The 19455-nt window shown below is 72.9% G+C and carries 17 protein-coding genes and 1 pseudogene; 9 read left to right on the forward strand and 9 right to left on the reverse strand.

What is annotated here, in order from left to right:
• Positions 1-49 precede the first annotated feature (49 nt).
• Positions 50-1492 carry an HNH endonuclease signature motif containing protein gene (locus G7075_RS07155; protein ID WP_166120367.1) on the forward strand — a complete coding sequence of 481 codons (1443 nt, stop codon included), beginning with the start codon at positions 50-52 and terminating at the stop codon, positions 1490-1492.
• Positions 1493-1564: 72 nt separating this feature from the next.
• On the forward strand, positions 1565-2122 hold the full coding sequence (locus G7075_RS07160) for an ATP-binding protein (RefSeq protein ID WP_205860643.1): 558 nt from the start codon (positions 1565-1567) through the stop codon (positions 2120-2122).
• 141 nt (positions 2123-2263) lie between these two features.
• On the opposite strand, the gene G7075_RS07165 is transcribed toward G7075_RS07160, so the two are convergent.
• Both G7075_RS07165 and uvrB read right to left on the reverse strand, forming a co-directional pair.
• Positions 2264-2617: an MmcQ/YjbR family DNA-binding protein gene (locus G7075_RS07165; protein ID WP_166120370.1), complete on the reverse strand. Its 354-nt coding sequence runs from the start codon at positions 2615-2617 to the stop codon at positions 2264-2266.
• On the reverse strand, positions 2614-4725 hold the full coding sequence (gene uvrB / locus G7075_RS07170; RefSeq protein WP_166120373.1) for an excinuclease ABC subunit UvrB: 2112 nt from the start codon (positions 4723-4725) through the stop codon (positions 2614-2616). The genes G7075_RS07165 and uvrB overlap by 4 nt, the downstream gene beginning before the upstream one ends.
• Positions 4726-4798: 73 nt before the next feature.
• Here uvrB and G7075_RS07175 point away from each other — a divergent pair, with 73 nt between their 5' ends.
• On the forward strand, positions 4799-6277 hold the full coding sequence (locus tag G7075_RS07175) for an aminotransferase class V-fold PLP-dependent enzyme (RefSeq protein WP_166120375.1): 1479 nt from the start codon (positions 4799-4801) through the stop codon (positions 6275-6277).
• 12 nt (positions 6278-6289) lie between these two features.
• On the opposite strand, the gene G7075_RS07180 is transcribed toward G7075_RS07175, so the two are convergent.
• Genes G7075_RS07180 through G7075_RS07205 form a run of 6 tightly spaced genes read right to left on the reverse strand, consistent with a single transcriptional unit; the run spans position 6290 to position 11697 of the window.
• Positions 6290-7291 carry a magnesium transporter CorA family protein gene (locus G7075_RS07180; RefSeq protein ID WP_166120378.1) on the reverse strand — a complete coding sequence of 334 codons (1002 nt, stop codon included), beginning with the start codon at positions 7289-7291 and terminating at the stop codon, positions 6290-6292.
• Positions 7292-7334: 43 nt separating this feature from the next.
• Positions 7335-8504: a dephospho-CoA kinase gene (gene coaE, locus G7075_RS07185; RefSeq protein ID WP_371814231.1), complete on the reverse strand. Its 1170-nt coding sequence runs from the start codon at positions 8502-8504 to the stop codon at positions 7335-7337.
• 50 nt (positions 8505-8554) lie between these two features.
• Positions 8555-9025, reverse strand: a complete 471-nt coding sequence (locus tag G7075_RS07190) for a PPOX class F420-dependent oxidoreductase (protein WP_166120381.1) — start codon at positions 9023-9025, stop codon at positions 8555-8557.
• 5 nt (positions 9026-9030) lie between these two features.
• A complete protein-coding gene (locus G7075_RS07195; RefSeq protein ID WP_166120383.1) occupies positions 9031-9660 on the reverse strand; it encodes a GerMN domain-containing protein in 630 nt (209 codons plus the stop codon).
• The gene (locus G7075_RS07200; RefSeq protein ID WP_166120386.1) at positions 9626-10999 is read right to left on the reverse strand and encodes a HAMP domain-containing sensor histidine kinase; all 1374 of its coding nucleotides are present in this window, start codon (positions 10997-10999) and stop codon (positions 9626-9628) included. The genes G7075_RS07195 and G7075_RS07200 overlap by 35 nt, the downstream gene beginning before the upstream one ends.
• A 14-nt stretch (positions 11000-11013) precedes the next feature.
• Positions 11014-11697, reverse strand: coding sequence for a response regulator transcription factor (locus tag G7075_RS07205; protein WP_166120389.1), 684 nt, complete (start codon positions 11695-11697; stop codon positions 11014-11016).
• Between the two features lie 236 nt (positions 11698-11933).
• Between G7075_RS07205 and G7075_RS07210 the strand changes: the two genes are divergently transcribed.
• The 6 genes from G7075_RS07210 to G7075_RS20230 are packed head-to-tail and all read left to right on the forward strand — an operon-like array spanning position 11934 to position 17785.
• Positions 11934-13730, forward strand: a complete 1797-nt coding sequence (locus G7075_RS07210) for an ABC transporter substrate-binding protein (RefSeq protein WP_166120392.1) — start codon at positions 11934-11936, stop codon at positions 13728-13730.
• A 31-nt stretch (positions 13731-13761) separates the two neighbouring features.
• Positions 13762-14781, forward strand: coding sequence for an ABC transporter ATP-binding protein (locus G7075_RS07215; protein WP_166120395.1), 1020 nt, complete (start codon positions 13762-13764; stop codon positions 14779-14781).
• Positions 14778-15845 carry an ABC transporter ATP-binding protein gene (locus tag G7075_RS07220; RefSeq protein WP_166120398.1) on the forward strand — a complete coding sequence of 356 codons (1068 nt, stop codon included), beginning with the start codon at positions 14778-14780 and terminating at the stop codon, positions 15843-15845. Before G7075_RS07215 ends, G7075_RS07220 begins: the two co-directional genes overlap by 4 nt.
• Positions 15842-16816, forward strand: a complete 975-nt coding sequence (locus G7075_RS07225; protein WP_166120400.1) for an ABC transporter permease — start codon at positions 15842-15844, stop codon at positions 16814-16816. Before G7075_RS07220 ends, G7075_RS07225 begins: the two co-directional genes overlap by 4 nt.
• A 10-nt stretch (positions 16817-16826) precedes the next feature.
• On the forward strand, positions 16827-17438 hold the full coding sequence (locus G7075_RS20225; protein WP_205860644.1) for an ABC transporter permease: 612 nt from the start codon (positions 16827-16829) through the stop codon (positions 17436-17438).
• Positions 17411-17785 (forward strand): ABC transporter permease, encoded by a 375-nt coding sequence (locus tag G7075_RS20230; protein WP_240917960.1) that lies wholly within the window; start codon positions 17411-17413, stop codon positions 17783-17785. Before G7075_RS20225 ends, G7075_RS20230 begins: the two co-directional genes overlap by 28 nt.
• A 131-nt stretch (positions 17786-17916) precedes the next feature.
• On the opposite strand, the pseudogene rpsA reads toward G7075_RS20230, so the two are convergent.
• Positions 17917-19400, reverse strand: a pseudogene (rpsA, locus tag G7075_RS07235) (30S ribosomal protein S1).
• Positions 19401-19455: the final 55 nt, after the last annotated feature.

Consider the following 19455-nt stretch of genomic DNA (forward strand, 5'->3'; position numbering starts at 1 on the left):
CCTGTGGACAAGCGCTTTTCTCTGTCGGTGCCAGAAGGTATGATGAGGCATGGACAGGGGGACGATCTCGAGCCGTATCGCGGTACTTCGTGAGGAGTGCGCGCGGCTGGGTCGTGAGCTCGCCGAGTCCGGTCATCTGCTCTCTGCCGGGGAGGCTTTCGAGGTCGCGGGTGAGCTGCAGGGGCTGGCGAACGCGGCCGATGGTGCGGTCGCGGTGGCGGGTGCGTGGGGGGCTCGGGTGGAGACGACGATGCGGTCGGGGTCGTGGGAGCGGGTGCACCCGGTCGGGTTCATGGACGCGATGGCGGCGACCGAGATGTCGCTGGTGTGCGGGCTGACCGAGGGTGTGGCCGGGCGGAAGGCGGCGCTGGGTGCGGCACTCGGTGAGCGGTTCCCGCTGACGCGTGACCTGCTGCTGGCCGGGGACGTGGCGGCGGTGACGGCTCAGAAGGTGGTCGACGCGTGTGCCGGGCTGGATGTCGGGGCGTGCGTGCGGGTCGATGCGCAGCTGGCGCCGCGGCTGCCGGTGATGGACCCGGCCCGGGTGGCGTCGGAGGCGCGGCGCGTCGCGACCCGGGTCGCGGCCGACCAGGTGGCTGCCCACGTGGCGTCGCGGAAGCGGGGCCGGTGCGTGGAGGTCCGTGCGGGTGAGGACGGGCTGACCGACTGGTTCGCCTCCCTCCCGACCGCGACGAGTGCGGCGATGTGGTCCGCGGTGCAGTCGCTCGCCGGTGAGTACCGGCAGCTCGACGACACCCTGACGGTGCGGGAGTCGTGCGCTGATGCCTTGACCGACCTGGTGCTGCGCAACGTGACCGTGTCCGCGCAGGTGACCCTCGGCGTGCCGGTGGTCACCGACCGTCCGGCACCGGAGCCAGCTGCCGGGGAACGCTTCCGCGTCGAGTGGGGCGACGACGAGACGATCATCGACCACGCCACGGGTGAGGAGGTCCGTTACGGCGACCTCGACCCCGCCTCCCGTGAAGCCCTCTCCTGGGTGATCGAGCCGGCCGAGCTCGACGGGGACTGCGCCGACGTCATGGCCGAGGTCACGCCGGGGTTCGCCGTCTCCGGCACCCACCTGCCCGGCCTCGGCTGGGTCGAGCCCGCCACCCTCGCGAACCTGTTGAAGCTGTTGCCGGTCGACGTCGCGAGGGCGGTCCTCGAGGCCGACACCGGCACCCTCGCGAGCCTCACCACCAGCGCCTACCGCCCACCCAAGGCCATGCAGGATTTCGTCAAGACCCGCGACGGCACCTGCCGGATGTGGGGCTGCTCGCGACCCGCGGTGGCGTGCGACATCGACCACGCCCGACCCTGGCCCCACGGCGCCACCACCCCCACCGACCTCGAGGCCCTCTGTCGCCGCCACCACCGCTTCAAGCAACAGCACCGCTGGCGACCCGCCCTCGACCCCGACGGCACCCTCACCTGGCACGGCCCCCACGGCGCCACCCGCACCACCGAACCCCAGCACCGCCTTCCCTGCTGACGTCGGCGGGCACGCGGACCGGCGGCGGCAACGCGGTTGCCGTCGCCGCTGGACCTCGGCAGGGTGGTGGGTGTGGATGGACGCCCGACCCTGTTCCTCACCGTCGGGCTGCCCGGTGCGGGCAAGACCACGCGCGCGAAGCAGCTGGCGTCGGAGCACCGGATCCTGCGCCTGACCCCGGACGACTGGATGGCGCCCCTGTTCGGCTGGAGTGACGCCGAGGGTCGTCGCGATATCCTCGAGGGCCGGATGGTCTGGGTGGCCCACCGGGTGCTGCTCGGCGGGTCCGGCGTGATCCTCGACTTCGGCTGCTGGTCCGCCGACGAGCGGTATGCGATCCGCGCCATCGCCGAGACGGCCGGGGGCCGCTTCGTCCTCGAGTACGTGCACGCCGACGAGGACGAGCGTCGGCACCGTGCGGCGAGGCGGTGGCAGGAGTCCCCGGAGACGACGTTCGAGATGACGGATGCCGACCACGACCGCTTCCTGGCCTTCATCGAGCTGCCCAGAGAGGCGGAGCTCGGGTACGGGCCCCTCCCGCCCCCGCCGGCGGGTCACGCGACGTGGTCGCACTGGGCCAGCGCCCGCTGGCCGACCCTGCCCGTGGTCACGGGGGCAGGCCACCCCTGACGGCCCGGTGGCGCGCGACGGCCCGCGCGTGCGGGGCCGACTCATCCGGCGGCACGCGGTCGTGGGCGCAGCTCGGTGAGCAGCCGGCGGTAGCGCCACCACGGAGACGGCCACCGTCGCCCGTTGTCACGGCGGTGCCTCCTACGGCCGCCTGCTCTTCGGGAGCCTCGCGACGACGAGGTCGTACGAGGCGTCGACGGCCTCCAGCAGCACCGACTCCGGAATGGCGCCGCCGACGGTGAGCGTGTTCCACCCGTTGCGGCCGATGTAGGGCATGACGCGGGCGTCGTCCGGGTACTCGGCGAGCCACTCGTCGGCCTCGGCCCGGGTGCCGCACTTGACGCCGAGCGAGCCGCGGCCGAGGAAGGCGAAGATCTTGTCGGCGACCTTGGCGACGTGGTCGCCCTCCCAGGGCTGGTCGGCCCAGGCGCCGGGCTTGGCCAGGGCGTGCGCGGCGAGCCGCTCCCCCGCGGACTGCCCGGCGCGCGAACTCACCGGGTGGCCTCGCTCATCTGGCGCAGCTCCTTCTTGAGGTCACCGATCTCGTCCCGGAGCCGCGCGGCGAGCTCGAAGTGCAGGTCGCCGGCCGCTTGGTGCATCTGGGCGGTGAGCTCCTGGATGAGGTTGGCCAGCTCGCTGGCCGGCACGCTGGCCGCCCGGCGCGAGCCCAGGGCCGCATCGGCCGCCGCCGCCCCGCGACCCCCGCGCCCACCATCGGACTTGCCGCGCGAGCGGGCCCGCCCGGAACCCAGCAGCTCCTCGGTGTCGGCGTCCTCGCGCTGGAGCATGTCGGTGATGTCGGCGATCTTCTTGCGCAGCGGCTGCGGGTCGATGCCGTGCTCGAGGTTGTAGGCGACCTGCTTCGCGCGGCGACGGGAGGTCTCGTCGACCGCCTCGGCCATCGACGGGGTGATCTTGTCCGCGTACATGTGCACCTGGCCGGACACGTTGCGCGCCGCACGCCCGATGGTCTGGATCAGCGAGCGGGCGCTGCGCAGGAACCCCTCCTTGTCGGCGTCGAGGATCGCGACGAGCGAGACCTCGGGCAGGTCGAGACCCTCGCGCAGCAGGTTGATGCCGACGAGGACGTCGAACTCGCCGAGCCGCAGCTCACGGAGCAGCTCGACGCGCCGCAGCGTGTCGATGTCGCTGTGCAGGTACCGGACCCGGACGCCCTTGTCGAGGAGGTAGTCGGTGAGGTCCTCGGCCATCTTCTTCGTGAGGGTGGTGACGAGGACCCGCTCGTTGCGGTCGCTGCGCGTGCGGATCTCGTGGAGCAGGTCGTCGATCTGCCCCTTGGTCGGCTTGAGCACGACCTCGGGGTCGATGAGCCCCGTGGGCCGGATGACCTGCTCGACGTAGCCGTCGCCCTTGGCGAGCTCGTAGGACCCGGGCGTCGCCGAGAGGTAGACGGTCTGGCCGATCCGCTCGAGGAACTCCTCCCACTTCAGCGGCCGGTTGTCCATCGCCGACGGCAGGCGGAACCCGTGCTCGACGAGGGTGCGCTTGCGCGACATGTCGCCCTCGTACATGGCCCCGATCTGCGGCACGGTCTGGTGCGACTCGTCGATGACGAGGAGGAAGTCCTCGGGGAAGTAGTCGATGAGGCAGTTCGGGGCGGACCCGGGCGAGCGGCCGTCGATGTGCATCGAGTAGTTCTCGATGCCCGAGCACGACCCGACCTGACGCATCATCTCGATGTCGTAGGTGGTGCGCATCCGCAGCCGCTGGGCCTCGAGCAGCTTGCCCTGCTTCTCGAAGAGGGTCAGCTGGTCCTCGAGCTCGCGCTCGATGCCGGCGATGGCCCGCTCCATGCGCGCCGGGCCGGCGACGTAGTGGGTGGCCGGGAAGACGTACATCTCGTCCTCCTCGCGCACGACCTCGCCGGTGACCGGGTGCAGCGTGTAGAGCCGCTCGACCTCGTCGCCGAAGAACTCGATGCGCAGCGCGTGCTCCTCGTACACCGGGATGATCTCGACGGTGTCTCCGCGGACCCGGAAGGTGCCGCGGGTGAACGCGAGGTCGTTGCGCGTGTACTGCATCTGGACGAAGCGGCGGATGAGGTCGTCGCGGTTGACCTCGTCACCGACGCGCAGCGGGACCATCCGCTCGACGTACTCCTGCGGGGTGCCGAGGCCGTAGATGCACGACACCGACGCGACGACGATGACGTCGCGGCGGGTCAGCAGGCTGTTGGTGGCGCTGTGCCGCAGCCGCTCGACCTCGTCGTTGATCGACGAGTCCTTCTCGATGTAGGTGTCGGTCTGCGGGACGTAGGCCTCGGGCTGGTAGTAGTCGTAGTAGCTGACGAAGTACTCGACGGCGTTGTGCGGCAGCAGCTCGCGGAACTCGTTGGCGAGCTGGGCGGCGAGCGTCTTGTTCGGCGCCATGACGAGGGTCGGGCGCTGCACCTGCTCGACGAGCCAGGCCGTGGTGGCCGACTTGCCGGTGCCGGTGGCGCCGAGGAGCACGACGTCCTGCTCGCCGGCGTTGACCCGCTTGGCCAGCTCGGCGATGGCCTTCGGCTGGTCGCCGGCGGGCTGGAACTCGGAGACGACCTCGAACGGCGCGACGCGGCGCTGGAGCTCGGTGGTGGGGCGCATCCCCCTACGGTATGCCGCGCCACCGACAGCCGGGGTCTGGCCGCCCGGGCCGGCCGGTGGGACCATCGGCGCCATGGACGCCGCCGCCCCCGAAGGCCTCGACCCCGCCGACTGGGACGGCTTCCGGACCCTGGCCCACCGGGTCGTCGACGACCTCCTCGACCGGCTCGAGCACCGCCGCGACGAACCGGTCTGGCAGGTGCTGCCCGACGACGTCCGCGGCTCGTTCGACGGCCCGCTCCCGCGCGAGGGCATCGGGGCCGAGGCGGCGTACGCGGAGGTCCTGGCCCGGGTCGTGCCGTACTCGATGGGCAACGACCACGCCCGCTTCTGGGGCTGGTACATGGGTGCCGGCACCCCGGTGGGCAACCTCGCCGACCTCGTCGCCAGCGTCCTCAACCCCAACATGGGCGGCGGGGACCACGCCCCGGTGCTCGTCGAGCAGCAGGTCGTGCGGTGGTGCGCCGAGGCCGTCGGCTACCCCACCGACGCGAGCGGCCTGCTCGTCAGCGGCGCCTCGGAGGCCAACCTCATCGGCCTCGCCGTCGCCCGGAGCGCCGTGCTCGGGCCCACCGTGCGCTCCGACGGCCTCGCCGGCACGGGCCGCGTCGCGGTCTACGCGAGCACCGAGGTGCACAGCTGCCACCGCAAGAGCTGCGAGCTGCTGGGCCTCGGCGAGGCGGCCCTGCGCCTCGTCCCGGTCCGCGACGACTACACCCTCGACGTCGAGGCCCTCGCCGCGATGGTCGCCGCCGACCGGGCGGCGGGCATCCGGCCGCTCGCCGTCGTCGCCACCGCCGGCACCATCAACACCGGGGCGGTCGACGACCTCGACGCCGTCGCCGACCTCGCCGAGCGGGAGGGGCTGTGGCTGCACGTCGACGGCGCCATCGGCGGGTTCCTCGGGCTGAGCGGCCGCGCCGACCTGGTCCGGGGGATGGCCCGGGCCGACTCGCTCGCCCTCGACCTGCACAAGTGGATGCAGGCGCCGATCGACGTCGGGCTGGTCCTCGTGCGCGACGAGGCGGCCCACCGCGCGACGTTCTCCGTCGTGCCGGCCTACCTGCGGCACGCGACCCGTGGGCTGGCCGCCGGCGACGTGTGGTTCAACGAGTACGGCATCGACCTGACCCGCGGCTTCCGGGCCCTCAAGGTGTGGATGGCGCTGCTGGCCCACGGCGCGGACGCCCACGGCGCCGTGATGGACCGCACCACGGCCCTCGCGCACCGCCTCGCCGCGCTCGTCGACGCCCACCCCGACCTCGAGCGACTCGCCCCCGTCGGCTGCGACGTCGTGTGCCTCCGGTACCACCCCCGGGACGCCGACTCCCTCGACGAGCAGCAGCTCGACGCCGTCAACCGCGAGCTGGTGCTCCTCGTCCAGGAGAGCGGCGTCGCCATCGTCACCGAGACGGCGCTGCGCGGGCGGCTGGCCGTCCGGGTGGCGATCGGCAACCACCGCACCCGGTCCGAGGACATCGACCTGTTCGTCGACACCCTCGAGCGGCTCGGTCCCCGGGCCGTGGCAGCAGTCACCACCGACGGGGACTGACCCGCGCCGACGTCACCACCAGCCCTGGCGGCGGGCCCAGCGCAGCAGCCAGAGGGAGGTGCCGAGCATGGCAGCGACGACGATCGCCAGCTCCCACCACCGGGTCGCGTCGTTGACGATGAGGTTCATCCCGAAGATGCCCGACACGGCGGCGACCGGCAGGGTGACCGCCGCGATGACGGCCAGCCGCTCGGCAGCGATGAGCATCCGGGTGTCGGTGCGGGCGCGGTAGAAGTCGGTGACGCCCCCGAGGAACTCCAGCTGGCTGTGGGTGATGCGGGCCAGCCGGTGGTACTGGTCGTGGAGGTCCTCGAGGAGCGCGGCGTCGGCCCCGCCCGCCCGGGTCGACAGCGCGGCGGCCCGGCCGAGCACCTCCGAGCCCTGCGAGGCCATCGTGCGCACCGTGAGGAGCGTGTGCCGGACGGTGAAGAGCTCGTCGAGGAAGTCCTGCGGACGGTCGTCGTCGGCCTGGGCCATCACCCGCTGCTCGAGCAGCCCGACCTGCTGCGCGAACTCGTTGACGATCCGCTCCTGGGCGTTGGTGAGGGCCGACACGAGCGAGTACGCGAGCGCGGTGGGCCCCGCCGGGCGCAGCCGGCCGGCGTCGAGGCGCGCGGCGACGTCGACGGTCTCGCGCAGGAGCTCGTCGAGCGACACCGAGGGGTTGCGCGGGCCGTGGAGGGTCACGAGGAACCGGGGCGCGACGTAGAGGTCGAGCTCGAGGTAGTGGACGTGCCCCCGCTCGCCCGGGCAGGGGCGGTGCAGCGCGAGGTAGAGCACGTCGGCGTAGTGGTGCAGCCGCGCGACGTGGTTGCGCGCCAACCCGTCCGCGGCCGCCGCCGGGTGCACCCCGAGGACGTCGACGAGCAGGGTGGCGGTCGACGCGTCGGGCTCCGGGACGTCGAGCCAGAGCCACCCGGCGCCGGGGTCGGCCAGGAGGGCGGCCAGGTCGTCGACGGCGTGGCGCGCCACCGTGCCGTCGGCGGCGACCGTGCGGACCGAGGTGTCGGCCATGTCCGCACTGTAGCCAGCGGGGGCCGGCCGCGACACGTCGCCGTCAGGCGGGTCGCGTGGGGCCCGGCCGCCAGCCCGTGGTCTCCGCCCAGGCCCGCGCCCGGGCCCACGCGTCGTCGAACCACGGCTCCTTGGCCTCGGCGTACTCGTGGGTGCTCGCGAGGCGGGCGGCGAGGTCGGCCTTGACCAGGGCGTAGGCGTCGCGCTCGACGGCGTCGGCCCGCAGCCAGTCGCGGAAGAGCAGGGCGAACTCCCATCCCGCTGAACCGACTTCACGGACGTGCAGGTGGGCGACCCGGCCGGGGTCGGCCGACCCGTGGAAGCGCTTGGGCCAGCTCGTGCCGTCCTTCCCGCGGTCCTGCGTGGCGTCGTCGACGCGCGGGAAGCCCATGGCGGCCAGGGCCGTCACGAACGCCGGCTCGTCGGCGTCGGCCAGCGACCGGACCCCCACCTGGAGGTCGACGACGTCCTTGGCCGGCAGCCCCTTCACCGCCGTCGACCCGACGTGGTCGAGGGTGGCGGCGGCGTCGCCGACGGCGTGGCGCACGCGGGCGAGGAGCCGGTCGGCGGCGGCGGGCCAGTCGGGGTCCGGCGGGCTGAGGACGGGCGCGGGCAGCCGGCTGCGGGCGCCGGTGCGCAGGTTCGCGGCGAACGGCTCGAGCCGTTCGGGCCACAGGCGCCGGACGGCCACCTCGAGCGCCTCGCGCGTCCCCTCGTTCTCGAGCCACACGTCGGCCGCCGCGTGCCGGGCGTCGTCGTCGGCCTGCGCAGCGATGCGGGCCCGGGCGTCGGCCTCGGTCATGCCACGGTCGGTGACGAGCCGTCGACGACGCGTCTCCTCGGTGGCGCCGACGACCACGACGAGGTGGTACTCCCCCGCCATCCGCTTCTCGACGAGCAGCGGCATGTCGTGCACGAGCACGGCGTCGTCCGGCACGGCGGCCACGAGCTCGGCGGTGCGGGCCCAGATGGCCGGGTGGGTGACGGCCTCGAGGTCGCGCAGGGCTTCCGGGTCGCCGAAGACGATGCGCCCCAGGGCGGGACGGTCGAGGGACCCGTCGGCGGCCAGGACGTCCGGGCCGAAGCGGCGGGCGACCTCGGCGAGGGCGGGCGTGCCCGGCTCGACGACCTCGCGGGCGACCGCGTCCGCGTCGACGACGACCGCGCCGAGCGCCGCGAGCGTGCGGGCCGCCGTGGACTTCCCGGACCCGATGCCCCCGTGAGCCCGACGCGCAGCATGCCGTCGACCCTAGCGGCCGCTGCTCAGCCGCCGGCGAGGCGGGCGGGGAAGCCGCCGGTCGCGACCGGTGACCACCGGGTCGGGGTGATCCGCAGCAGCGACTTGCCCTGCGCGACCATCGCCTGCCGGTACTCGTCCCAGTCGGGGTGCTCGCCCGAGATGTTGCGGAAGTACTCGACGAACGGCTCGACGTCGTCGACCGCGTCGACCACCTCGGCGTCGCCGTCGACCTGCACCCAGGCGCCGCCGAAGTCGTCGGAGAGCACGAGGACGCTGCACCGGGGGTCGCGGCGGGCGTTGCGGACCTTGGCCCGCTCGGGGTAGCTCGTGACGACGATGCGTCCGGCGTCGTCGACCCCTCCGGTGACCGGGGAGGCCTGCGGTCGCCCGTCCGAGGCTCGGGTGGTCAGCAGGACCATCTGGTGGCGTGGACGGACGAAGTCGAGGAGGTCCTCGAGGTCGACGGAGGTGTTCGTGGCGACGGTCCGGGGCATGCCCGTCACCCTTCCACCAACGGCACCCCGACGGGGGCCCAGTCGACGTAGTCGGTGCGACCCACCGGACGGTCGAGCAGCTGCCCCCGCCCGTCGGGCACCGGGATGTAGGCGTCGTCGACGATGAGCCGCACGGACGCCGCGCTCGTGTGCGACGTGACCGTCCAGACGATCTGGGCCATCGCCCCGACCTGCTCGTGCAGCGGGAGCCGGTCGAAGCCCCGCGGCATCGTGATCCGGGCGACCGACCCGTCGACCGTGCCGGTGGGCCGGGTGGCCGCCGACGGCAGCGCGGTGCGCAGGCCCTGGTCGGCCTCGGCGCTCGAGACGGTCTGGGACAGGGCGACGAGGGCCGCCTGGAGCCCGACGGCCGACTGCACCGGCCGGGTCACCCGGACCAGCCGGTCCCCGCGCAGGAGGAACACGTCGACCGTGACGACCCGCAGGTCCGGGCGTGCGCTCGGGAAGCCGCCGCCTCCCGGGTCGGCCCCGACGACGACGGGGTGGGCCTCCGGGCCGAGGCCGCACCCGGACAGTCCCGTGACCCCGGTGAGCCCGGTGACCGTGGCCAGGGCGAGCAGCAGCGCGACCCGGCCGGGGTCAGTGCGGCGGCGCGAGCGGCAGCTCGACGACAAAGCGGGCACCTCCCTCCGGTCGCACGGCGACCTCGACGGTGCCGCCGTGCAGGGCCACGTGCCGCTGGACGATCGCCAGCCCGAGCCCGACGCCCGAGGACGTCGTCCCCCGCCCCCGGGCGAAGCGGTCGAAGATGCGGTCGACCTGTTCCGGGTCGACGCCGGGCCCGTCGTCCTCGACGACGACGCGCAGCAGCGCCTCCTCGCGCAGCACGCGGACCCCCGTGCAGCCGCCGCCGTGCCCCTCGGCGTTGCGGACGAGGTTGGCCACGACCCGCTCGAGACGCCGCTTGTCGAGGTCGAGCACCACCTCGGCGGCACCCGGCCCGACCTCCGTGACCGACCGCCCCGCCTCCCCGTCGGCGGCCCGGCGGACGAGGTCGGCGACCCGCACGGGCTCGAGGACCAGCTGGTCACCGGCCTCGTGGCGGGCGATCTCGAGCAGGTCGGTCACGAGGTGCCGGAAGCGTGCCAGCTCGTCGGAGAGCAGGCTCACCGGCTCGCGGAGGTCGTCGGGCAGCCGGTCCTCGCGGTTGAGGATGACCTGCATCGAGTTGAGCATCGTCGTCAGCGGGGTCCGCAGCTCGTGGCTGACGTCGGTGGCGAACCGCGCGTCGGCGACGACGCGGCGGTCGAGGTCGGCGACCGTGGCGTTGAAGGAGTCCGTGATGGGCACGAGGTCGGGGTCGTCCTCGCCGTCGAGGCGCACTCCGAGACGCCCCGCGGCCACGGCCGCCGCCGCCTCGTTGAGCCGCCCCAGCGGTCGTAGCGCAACCCGGCTCGCCAGCCGGCCGAGCCCCACTCCGAGCAGCACCGTGACCACCGTCGCCGCCGCCAGGCCGGCCGACAGGGAGCGCGAGGCCTGCGAGGCCCCCGCCATCGGGTAGACCTCGAAGAACGAGGCGTCCCTCCCCGGGACGGGCATCCCGACGACGAGGTAGAGGGTGTCCCCCACCGCGACCCGCTGCGTGGCGACGTGCTGGTCCCGGACCGCCCGGCGCAGCTCGTCGGGGAGCACCGACGGCCCGAGCGTGGGGGCCGAGGCGTACCAGCGGTCGGCCACGTTGGCCAGGGCCGCGACGGCCTGGGTGCGCGGCAGGTCCTCGAGCGACACGGCCGCCGCGGTGCCCTGGGCCGCCATCCGGGCCTCCAGCTGGCCGGCGTCGACCGAGGTGGCCGCGAGCGCGGTGGCCCGTGCCTCGCGCACCACCGCGCGGGTGACGATGACCCACGCCAGCGAGGACAGCACGAGCGAGAGGATGAGCGACAGGAGGGCGAACCCGACCGTGACGCGGCGCCGCATCCCCCAGCGGCCGACCCAGCGGGCCGGTCTGCGCACCAGCGTCCGGAGCACTACTCCGCCAGCCGGTAACCGAGCCCGCGGACGGTGACGACGTGTCGGGGGCTGGAGGGGTCGCGCTCGACCTTCGTGCGCAGCCGCCGGACGTGGACGTCGACGATGCGCGAGTCACCGAAGTAGCCGTAGCCCCAGACCCGCTCGAGCAGGTCCTCCCGGCTGCAGATCCTCCCCTCCGCGAGCGCGAGCTCGACGAGGAGGCGGAACTCGGTGCGGGTCAACGAGACCGACGCCCCGCCGAGGGTGACGATGCCGTCGTCGAGGCCGATCGAGAGGTCCCCGGCCTCGACCCGGCGCGGATGGGTGCCGGGAGCCGGCTCGACCCGTCGCAGCAGCGCCCGGATCCGGGCCGAGAGCTCCTTGGCGACGAGGGGCTTGGTGACGTAGTCGTCGGCGCCGGCCTCGAGCCCCGCGACGACGTCGTGGCTGTCGGTGCGCGCCGTGACCATGATGACCGGCACCCGGCTGTCGTGGCGGATCCGCCGGCACACCGAGAACCCGTCCAGCCCGGGCAGGTTCAGGTCGAGGAGGACGACGTCGGGGTCGTCGCGGCCCATCGCCTCGAGCCCCTGCTCACCGTCCGCGGCCTCCCCCACCGCGTACCCCTCGTCCTCGAGGGCGAGGCGCAGCGTGCGACGCACCCGGGCGTCGTCCTCGATGAGCAGCACTCGCTTGGCCACCGGCGCATCATCCCACCGGCTCGCGCCACCGGGCGCGGCCCGCGCGCGGGGCGCCGGGACCGTGACCACTCCGACACCGTTCCGTCACACGACCGTCGCCGAGTGTGACGGACCGGTGTCGGTCGCGTGTCGTTCCGGGCCGGGCCGGGCCACCGCGTCCGGCGCGACCCTACGGTGCCGCCACGTGCGAGCCGCGCACGGCCGGGACGCCCGGCACCCGTGACCAGGGAGATGCCATGAGACCACGTACGGCAGGCCGAGCCACCGTCGCCGTCGTCTGCGCCGCCGTCCTCACGACGGCCGGCTGCAGCAGCAACGGGCCGAGCGCCGGTGGGTCCTCCGCGGAGGGAGCACCGGTCAGCGGGGGGACCCTCAACATGCTCGGCAGCGGGGACGTCGACTACATGGACCCCAACGCCAGCTACTACTCGACCGGGTACACCGCCCTGCGGATGTGGAGCCGGCAGCTGTTCACCTACCCCGCGGTCGAGGGGAAGACGACCACCGCGGTGCCCGACCTGGCCGAGGCCGTCCCGACCGAGGGCCGGGGCATCAGCGCCGACGGGAAGACGTACACGATCACGCTGCGCGACGGGGCGATGTGGGACACCGAGCCGGCACGTGCGGTGACCGCCGGCGACTTCGTGCGCGGGGTCAAGCGCACGTGCAACCCCGTCCAGCCGTTCGGGGGCCTGCCCGACTACGAGAGCCTCATCGAGGGCTTCAGCGCGTACTGCGCGGGCTTCGCGAAGGTCCAGCCCACCGCGGCCGCCATCGCCGCGTACGTGAACGGCCACGACGTCGCCGGCCTCCAGGCCCCCGACGACCGCACGGTCGTCATCCGGCTGACCAAGCCCGCGAGCTACCTCGTCGACATGATGACGCTGCCGGCCTTCAGCCCGGCCCCGAAGGAGTGGGACGCCTACGTGCCGGCCAGCGCCGAGCTCGCCCAGCACACGATCTCCGACGGTCCGTACCGGATCACCGCGTACACCCCGACCAAGAGCATCTCGTTCGAGCGCAACCCGGCGTGGAGGGCCGCGAGCGACCCGATCCGCAAGGCCTACGTCGACAAGGTGCAGGTCAACGAGACGGTGAGCCAGGACTCGACGCAGCAGCAGCTGGAGACCGGGACCCCGAACGCGGACATGCAGTTCGACAACCTCACCCCGCCCTCACGGGTGCCGGCGCTCGCCGCGAAGAAGGACCCGAACCTCAACATCGGGTCGACGGCGTCGAGCAACCCCTACATCGTCTACAACACGGTCTCGCCGAACAACGGTGGGGCACTGGGCAAGCCGGAGGTGCGGCGGGCCATCTCGACGGCGATCGACCGGTCGAACATCATCCAGGTGCTCGGCGGGAACCTGCTGAACACCCCGCTGGCGCACGTCCTGCCCGGGAGCATCGTCGGTGGCGAGAAGGCCTTCGACGACTACCCGAACGACCCGGCGAAGGCCAAGCAGATGCTCGCGGCCGCCGGGTACCCGGACGGCCTGACCCTCAAGGTGCTGTACCGCAACGCGTCCGAGGGCCAGACCAAGACCTTCCAGACCATCCAGCAGGACCTGGGCAAGGTCGGCATCACCGTCGTCGGGGTGCCGTCGCCGAACGCGGACTTCTACACGAAGTACCTCCAGGTGCCGACCGTGGCCCGGCGCGGGGTGTGGGACGTGTCCATCGCCGGCTGGGGGCCGGACTGGTACGGCAACGCCGCCCTCTCCTTCTTCGGGCCGCTGTTCAACGGCAAGGCCGCCTTCCCGCCGATCGGCAGCAACTTCGGCTTCTACGAGAACCCCGCGCTCGACGCCCTCGTGGCCGAGGCCGCGCAAGCCCCGACGCCGGAGGAGGCCGCACCGCTCTGGGCCGAGGCGGACCACCTCGTCATGGAGGACGCCGCGTTCTTCCCGATCACGGAGCCGCGGACGCCGAACTACCACGCGACCCAGGTGCACGGAGCGGTCTACATCCCGGCCTTCCAGAACTTCGACCCGACGAACGTCTGGCTGGCCGCCGGGATGCAGGGCGGCTGAGCGGGCCCGGGACAGGACGAGGAGCAGTGACATGGCCCTTCTCGAGGTCCGCGACCTGCACGTCGAGTTCGACACCCCGGACGGCGTGGTGCACGCCGTCCGGGGGCTGTCCCTCGACGTCGAGCGCGGTGCGACCCTGGCCGTCGTCGGGGAGTCCGGTTCCGGCAAGTCCGTGGCCACCCAGACCATCACCGGGCTGACCCGGGGCGCCCGGGTGCGCGGGTCGGCCGTGTTCGACGGCACCGAGCTGCTCGGCGCGCCGGAGGAGACCCTCCGCCGGGTGCGCGGTGCGCAGATCGGCATGATCTTCCAGGACCCGCTCTCCAGCCTGCACCCGTACTACCCGGTCGGCTGGCAGGTCGTCGAGATGATCCGGGCCCACGACCGCTCGGTCTCCAAGGCCGCCGCCCGGGAGCGCGCCGTCGAGCTGCTCGCGCTCGTCGGCATCCCCCGCGCCCGCCAACGGGTCGACGACTACCCCCACCAGTTCTCCGGCGGGATGCGCCAGCGGGTGATGATCGCGATGGCCGTCGCCCTCGACCCCGCGCTGCTCATCGCCGACGAGCCGACGACGGCCCTGGACGTGACGGTCCAGGCCCAGGTCCTGGAGGTGATGCAGCAGCTCCAGGAACGGTTCGGCACCGCGATCGTCATCATCACCCACGACCTCGGTGTCGTCGCCGACCTGGCCGACGACGTCGTCGTCATGTACGGCGGCCGGGCGATGGAGGTCGCCCCCCGGCGGGAGCTGTTCTACGGCCCGCACCACCCGTACACGGAGGGCCTGCTGCGGTCGCTGCCCTCCCGCGGCGAACCCGGCGCCCGGCTCACCCCGGTGCCCGGTGCCCCGCCGTCCCTCATCGACCCCCCGGCCGGCTGCCCGTTCCGTCCGCGCTGCCCGCACGCCTTCGCCGACTGCCACGACCAGCCCCCGCTGCGGCCGGTGCCCGGCGCCCCCGGCCACCTCTCGGCGTGCTTCCTCCCCACCACCCGCACCGCCGGCGGGGCACCGCCGGCCGCCGCGGTCCACGAGCTCCAGGAGGCACCGTGACCACGCCGCTGCTCGCGCTCGAGCACGTCACCAAGACCTTCCCGGTGCGCCGGGCCGGCGTGCTGCGCCGGCCCGTCGACCACGTGCACGCCGTCGTGGACGTGTCCCTCGAGGTGCAGCCCGGGGAGACGCTCGGGCTCGTCGGCGAGACCGGGTGCGGGAAGTCGACCCTCGCGCGGTGCATCACCCGGCTGCACGACGTCGACTCCGGCCGCGTCGTCCTCGACGGCGAGGACATCACCCACCACTCGCGGGCCCGGATGCGCGGGGTCCGGCGGGACGTCCAGATGGTCTTCCAGGACCCGTACGGGTCGCTCAACCCGCGGCGTCGGGTCGGCTCGATCATCGGCGACCCGTTCGTCATCCACGACGTCGGGACGCCGGCCGAGCGCAAGCGGTCGGTGCAGGAGCTGATGGAGCGGGTCGGGCTGAACCCGGAGCACTACAACCGCTTCCCCGCGGAGTTCTCCGGCGGCCAGCGCCAGCGCATCGGGGTGGCCCGGGCCCTGGCCCTGCGCCCCCGGCTGCTGGTCTGCGACGAGCCCGTCTCTGCGCTCGACGTCTCGATCCAGGCCCAGGTGCTCAACCTCCTGCTCGACCTCCAGGACGAGTTCGGGCTCACCTGCGTGTTCATCTCCCACGACCTGTCCGTCGTCCGGCACGTCAGCGACCGGATCGCGGTCATGTACCTCGGCCGGGTCGTCGAGGTCGCACCGGCCGCCGAGCTGTTCACCCGGCCCCGGCACCCGTACACGCGGGCCCTGCTCTCGGCCCTGCCGGTGGCCGACCCGGACGTGTCGGACAGCCGGCGCCGCATCGTCCTCGCCGGCGACCTCCCGACCCCGATCGACCCGCCGTCGGGGTGCGCCTTCCACACCCGCTGCCCCCGCGCCCGCGAGGACTGCGCCGCCACCGTGCCCCCGCTCGACCCGGCGCCCGGCGACCGCCGTGACCACCGCACCGCGTGCCTGCACCCGCTCGCCGACGGTGACGACCTCGGTGCCGACCACCCGGTCGTCGCCGACAGCGAGATCACCGCCACCGACGAGGAGGTCCCGGCATGACCCTGGACCCGAACCCCCGCACCGTCCCCGACCCGGACGCCGCACCGCCCGCCGGGTCCCCTCTCGCGGAGCCCGGGCGCCGCATCGAGGGCCGTTCGCCCTGGGCGCTGGCCTGGCAGCGGCTGCGTCGCGACCGGGTGGCCATGGTGTCCCTCGTCGTCATCGTCCTCGTGGTCCTCGTCGCGGTCCTCGCCCCGCTCGTCGCGGCCGTCACGGGGCACCCGCCGAACGAGCAGTTCCGCGAGACCGGGCTGTCGCCGGACGGGCTGCCCGTCGGCCCGAGCACCGAGTTCTGGTTCGGCACCGACGACCTCGGCCGGGACGTCCTCGTCCGGATCGCGTACGGCGCCCGGGTCTCGCTGCTCGTGGGCGTCGTCGCGACGGCCCTGACCGTCGTCATCGGCGTGGTCGTCGGGCTCGTCTCCGGGTTCGTCGGCGGGGTCGTCGACACGGTGCTCGCCCGGCTCGTCGACATCGTCCTGTCGATGCCCTTCCTGCTCGTGGCGATCGCGCTCGTGTCGATCACCGGACCGAGCCTGACCGTGACCATCGTCGTCATCGGCTCGTTCAGCTGGGCCGCGGTGGCCCGCATCGTCCGCGGGCAGGTGATCTCGTTGCGGGAGAGGGAGTTCGTCGAGGCAGCGCGCTCCCTGGGGGCCGGTGACCTGCGCATCATGTTCGTCGACGTCCTGCCCAACGTCCTCGCGCCGGTCATCGTCTACACCTCCCTGCTCGTGCCGATCGTCATCCTCACGGAGGCCTCCCTGTCCTTCCTCGGCCTCGGGCTCGCACCGCCGACGGCGGACTGGGGCGGGATGATCGACGAGGCGACGAACTACTACACGACCTCCTGGTGGTTCGTCTTCTTCCCCGGCCTCGCGCTGCTCGTGACGACGCTGGCCTTCAACCTGTTCGGCGACGGCGTCCGCGACGCCTTCGACCCGCGCAGCGACCGGCTCATCGGGCACTGAGGAGGTCGTCGTGACCAGGTTCCTCGTCCGCCGGGTGCTCCAGGGCCTCGTCGTCCTCTGGCTCATCACCATGGCCGTCTTCGCGCTCTTCTACGTCGCGCCGAACAACGTGGCCCGCACCCTCGCCGGCCGGCAGGCCTCCCCCGAGACCGTGGCCCTCATCTCGCACCGGCTCGGGCTCGACGAGCCGATCTGGACGCAGTACGTGGGCTTCGTCTGGCGGGCACTGCACGGCGACCTCGGGTTCGACTACTACCACCAGGTCCCCGTGACGACGATCATGGCCCAGGCCCTCCCGGTGACGATGACGCTCGTGCTCGGCGCGGCCGTCATCTGGGTCTCCCTCGGGGTGACCAACGGGGTGCTCTCGGCGGTGCGCCCCCGGTCGGTGACCGACCGCTCGCTCACCGTGTTCGCGCTGTTCTTCTACTCGATGCCGAGCTTCTTCCTCGGCCTCGTCCTGCTGTACGGGCTGTACTACCAGCTGACCCTCCACGGCCTGACCATCTTCCCGGCCGGGGGTACTCGCCGCTCACCGGCGGCGTCGGCGCCTGGCTGCAGCACATGGTCCTGCCCTGGTTCACCCTCGCCCTGGTGCAGGCCGCGACCTACACCCGCCTGACCCGCGGCTCGATGCTCGACGTCCTCGGCGAGGACTACGTGCGGACCGCCCGCTCCAAGGGCATCTCGGAGCGCAGGGTCGTCGTGCGCCACGCCCTGCGCAGCGCCCTGACCCCGGTGGTCACCCAGTTCGGCATCGACGTCGCCGGGCTGCTCGGCGGGGCCGTCGTCACCGAGCAGGTGTTCAGCCTGCCCGGCCTCGGCAAGACGGCCGTCGACGCCATCAACCAGCAGGACCTCCCGGTGATCATCGGCATCGTCCTCTTCGCCTCCACCGCGGTCGTCCTCGCGAACATCGCCGTCGACGCCGTGTACGCCGTCCTCGACCCGAGGGTCCGGCTCCACTGACGCCACGTCCGGTCGGCGGCTCGGCTCCGGGCGGCCGCCGGCCGGGCGTGGCCCCGGGGACGCGCGAGGCCCGGCCCCCGTGGGGAGCCGGGCCTCGTGGCGAACCGGTGCGTCGCGGGCGACGCGGTGGCTCAGTTGCCGGTGAGCTTCTCGCGCAGCGCGGCGAGCGCCTCGTCGGAGGCGAGGGTGCCCTCGTTGGCCGGAGCGGCCGGGCGGGCGGACGAGCCCTCCGCGTCGGCGCTGTCCGAGGAGTACGACGTGGTCGCGGCCTCGCCGGCGGCCTCGGCGTCGGCCTTGATGGCCGCCTCGACCTGGGCGCGGTGCGCCTCCCAGCGCGAGTGCGCCTCGGCGTACTGCTTCTCCCACAGCTCGCGCTGGTTCTCGAAGCCCTCGAGCCACTCGTTGGTCTCCGGGTCGAAGCCCTCGGGGTACTTGTAGTCACCCTTCTCGTCGTACTCGGCGGCCATGCCGTACAGGGTCGGGTCGAACTCGACCTGGTTGGCACCGTCCTCGTTCGCCTGCTTCAGCGAGAGCGAGATGCGGCGACGCTCGAGGTCGATGTCGATGACCTTGACGAAGATCTCCTGGCCGACCTGGACGACCTGCTCGGGCAGCTCGACGTGGCGCTCGGCGAGCTCGGAGATGTGGACCAGGCCCTCGATGCCGTCGTCGACGCGCACGAACGCACCGAACGGGACGAGCTTGGTGACCTTGCCCGGGACGACCTGGCCGATCGCGTGGGTCCGGGCGAAGTGCTGCCACGGGTCCTCCTGCGTCGCCTTGAGCGACAGGGAGACGCGCTCGCGGTCCATGTCGACGTCGAGCACCTCGACGGTGACCTCGTCGCCGACCTCGACGACCTCGGACGGGTGGTCGATGTGCTTCCAGGACAGCTCGGAGACGTGGACGAGACCGTCGACCCCACCGAGGTCGACGAACGCACCGAAGTTGACGATCGAGGACACGACACCCGTGCGGACCTGGCCCTTGCCGAGCTCCTTGAGGAAGGTCGTGCGGACCTCGGACTGCGTCTGCTCGAGCCAGGCACGGCGCGACAGGACCACGTTGTTGCGGTTCTTGTCGAGCTCGATGATCTTGGCCTCGATCTCCTTGCCGACGTACGGCTGGAGGTCGCGGACGCGACGCATCTCGACGAGGGAGGCGGGGAGGAAGCCGCGCAGGCCGATGTCGAGGATGAGCCCACCCTTGACGACCTCGATGACGGTGCCGGTGACGACGCCGTCCTCCTCCTTGATCTTCTCGATCGTGCCCCAGGCGCGCTCGTACTGGGCGCGCTTCTTGGACAGGATCAGGCGACCCTCCTTGTCCTCCTTCTGGAGGACCAGGGCCTCGACCTCGTCGCCGACCTTGACGACCTCGTTGGGGTCGACGTCGTGCTTGATCGACAGCTCACGCGAGGGGATGACGCCCTCGGTCTTGTAGCCGATGTCGAGGAGGACCTCGTCGCGGTCGACCTTGACGATGCGACCCTCGACGATGTCTCCGTCGTTGAAGTGCTTGATCGTCGCGTCGATGGCGGCGAGGAGGTCTTCCTCGGAACCGATGTCGTTGATGGCGACCTCGGGGCGGTCTTCTCGACCGTGCTGGCAGTCATGTAGTAGGAACTCCGATGTGGACAGATGGATTCGATGGAAAGGTGCGAGCGCAGG

This window comes from Phycicoccus sp. HDW14 (assembly GCF_011383005.1).
Lineage (GTDB): Bacteria > Actinomycetota > Actinomycetes > Actinomycetales > Dermatophilaceae > Phycicoccus.

Bases quoted from the DNA above. Each gene is read 5' to 3' on its own strand.
- G7075_RS07155 (WP_166120367.1), top strand. From the start codon at position 50: ATGGACAGGGGGACGATCTCGAGCCGTATCGCGGTACTTCGTGAGGAG.
- uvrB (WP_166120373.1), bottom strand. From the start codon at position 4,725: ATGCGCCCCACCACCGAGCTCCAGCGCCGCGTCGCGCCGTTCGAGGTC.
- G7075_RS07175 (WP_166120375.1), top strand. From the start codon at position 4,799: ATGGACGCCGCCGCCCCCGAAGGCCTCGACCCCGCCGACTGGGACGGC.
- G7075_RS07180 (WP_166120378.1), bottom strand. From the start codon at position 7,291: ATGGCCGACACCTCGGTCCGCACGGTCGCCGCCGACGGCACGGTGGCG.
- G7075_RS07190 (WP_166120381.1), bottom strand. From the start codon at position 9,025: ATGCCCCGGACCGTCGCCACGAACACCTCCGTCGACCTCGAGGACCTC.
- G7075_RS07210 (WP_166120392.1), top strand. From the start codon at position 11,934: ATGAGACCACGTACGGCAGGCCGAGCCACCGTCGCCGTCGTCTGCGCC.
- G7075_RS07215 (WP_166120395.1), top strand. From the start codon at position 13,762: ATGGCCCTTCTCGAGGTCCGCGACCTGCACGTCGAGTTCGACACCCCG.
- G7075_RS07225 (WP_166120400.1), top strand. From the start codon at position 15,842: ATGACCCTGGACCCGAACCCCCGCACCGTCCCCGACCCGGACGCCGCA.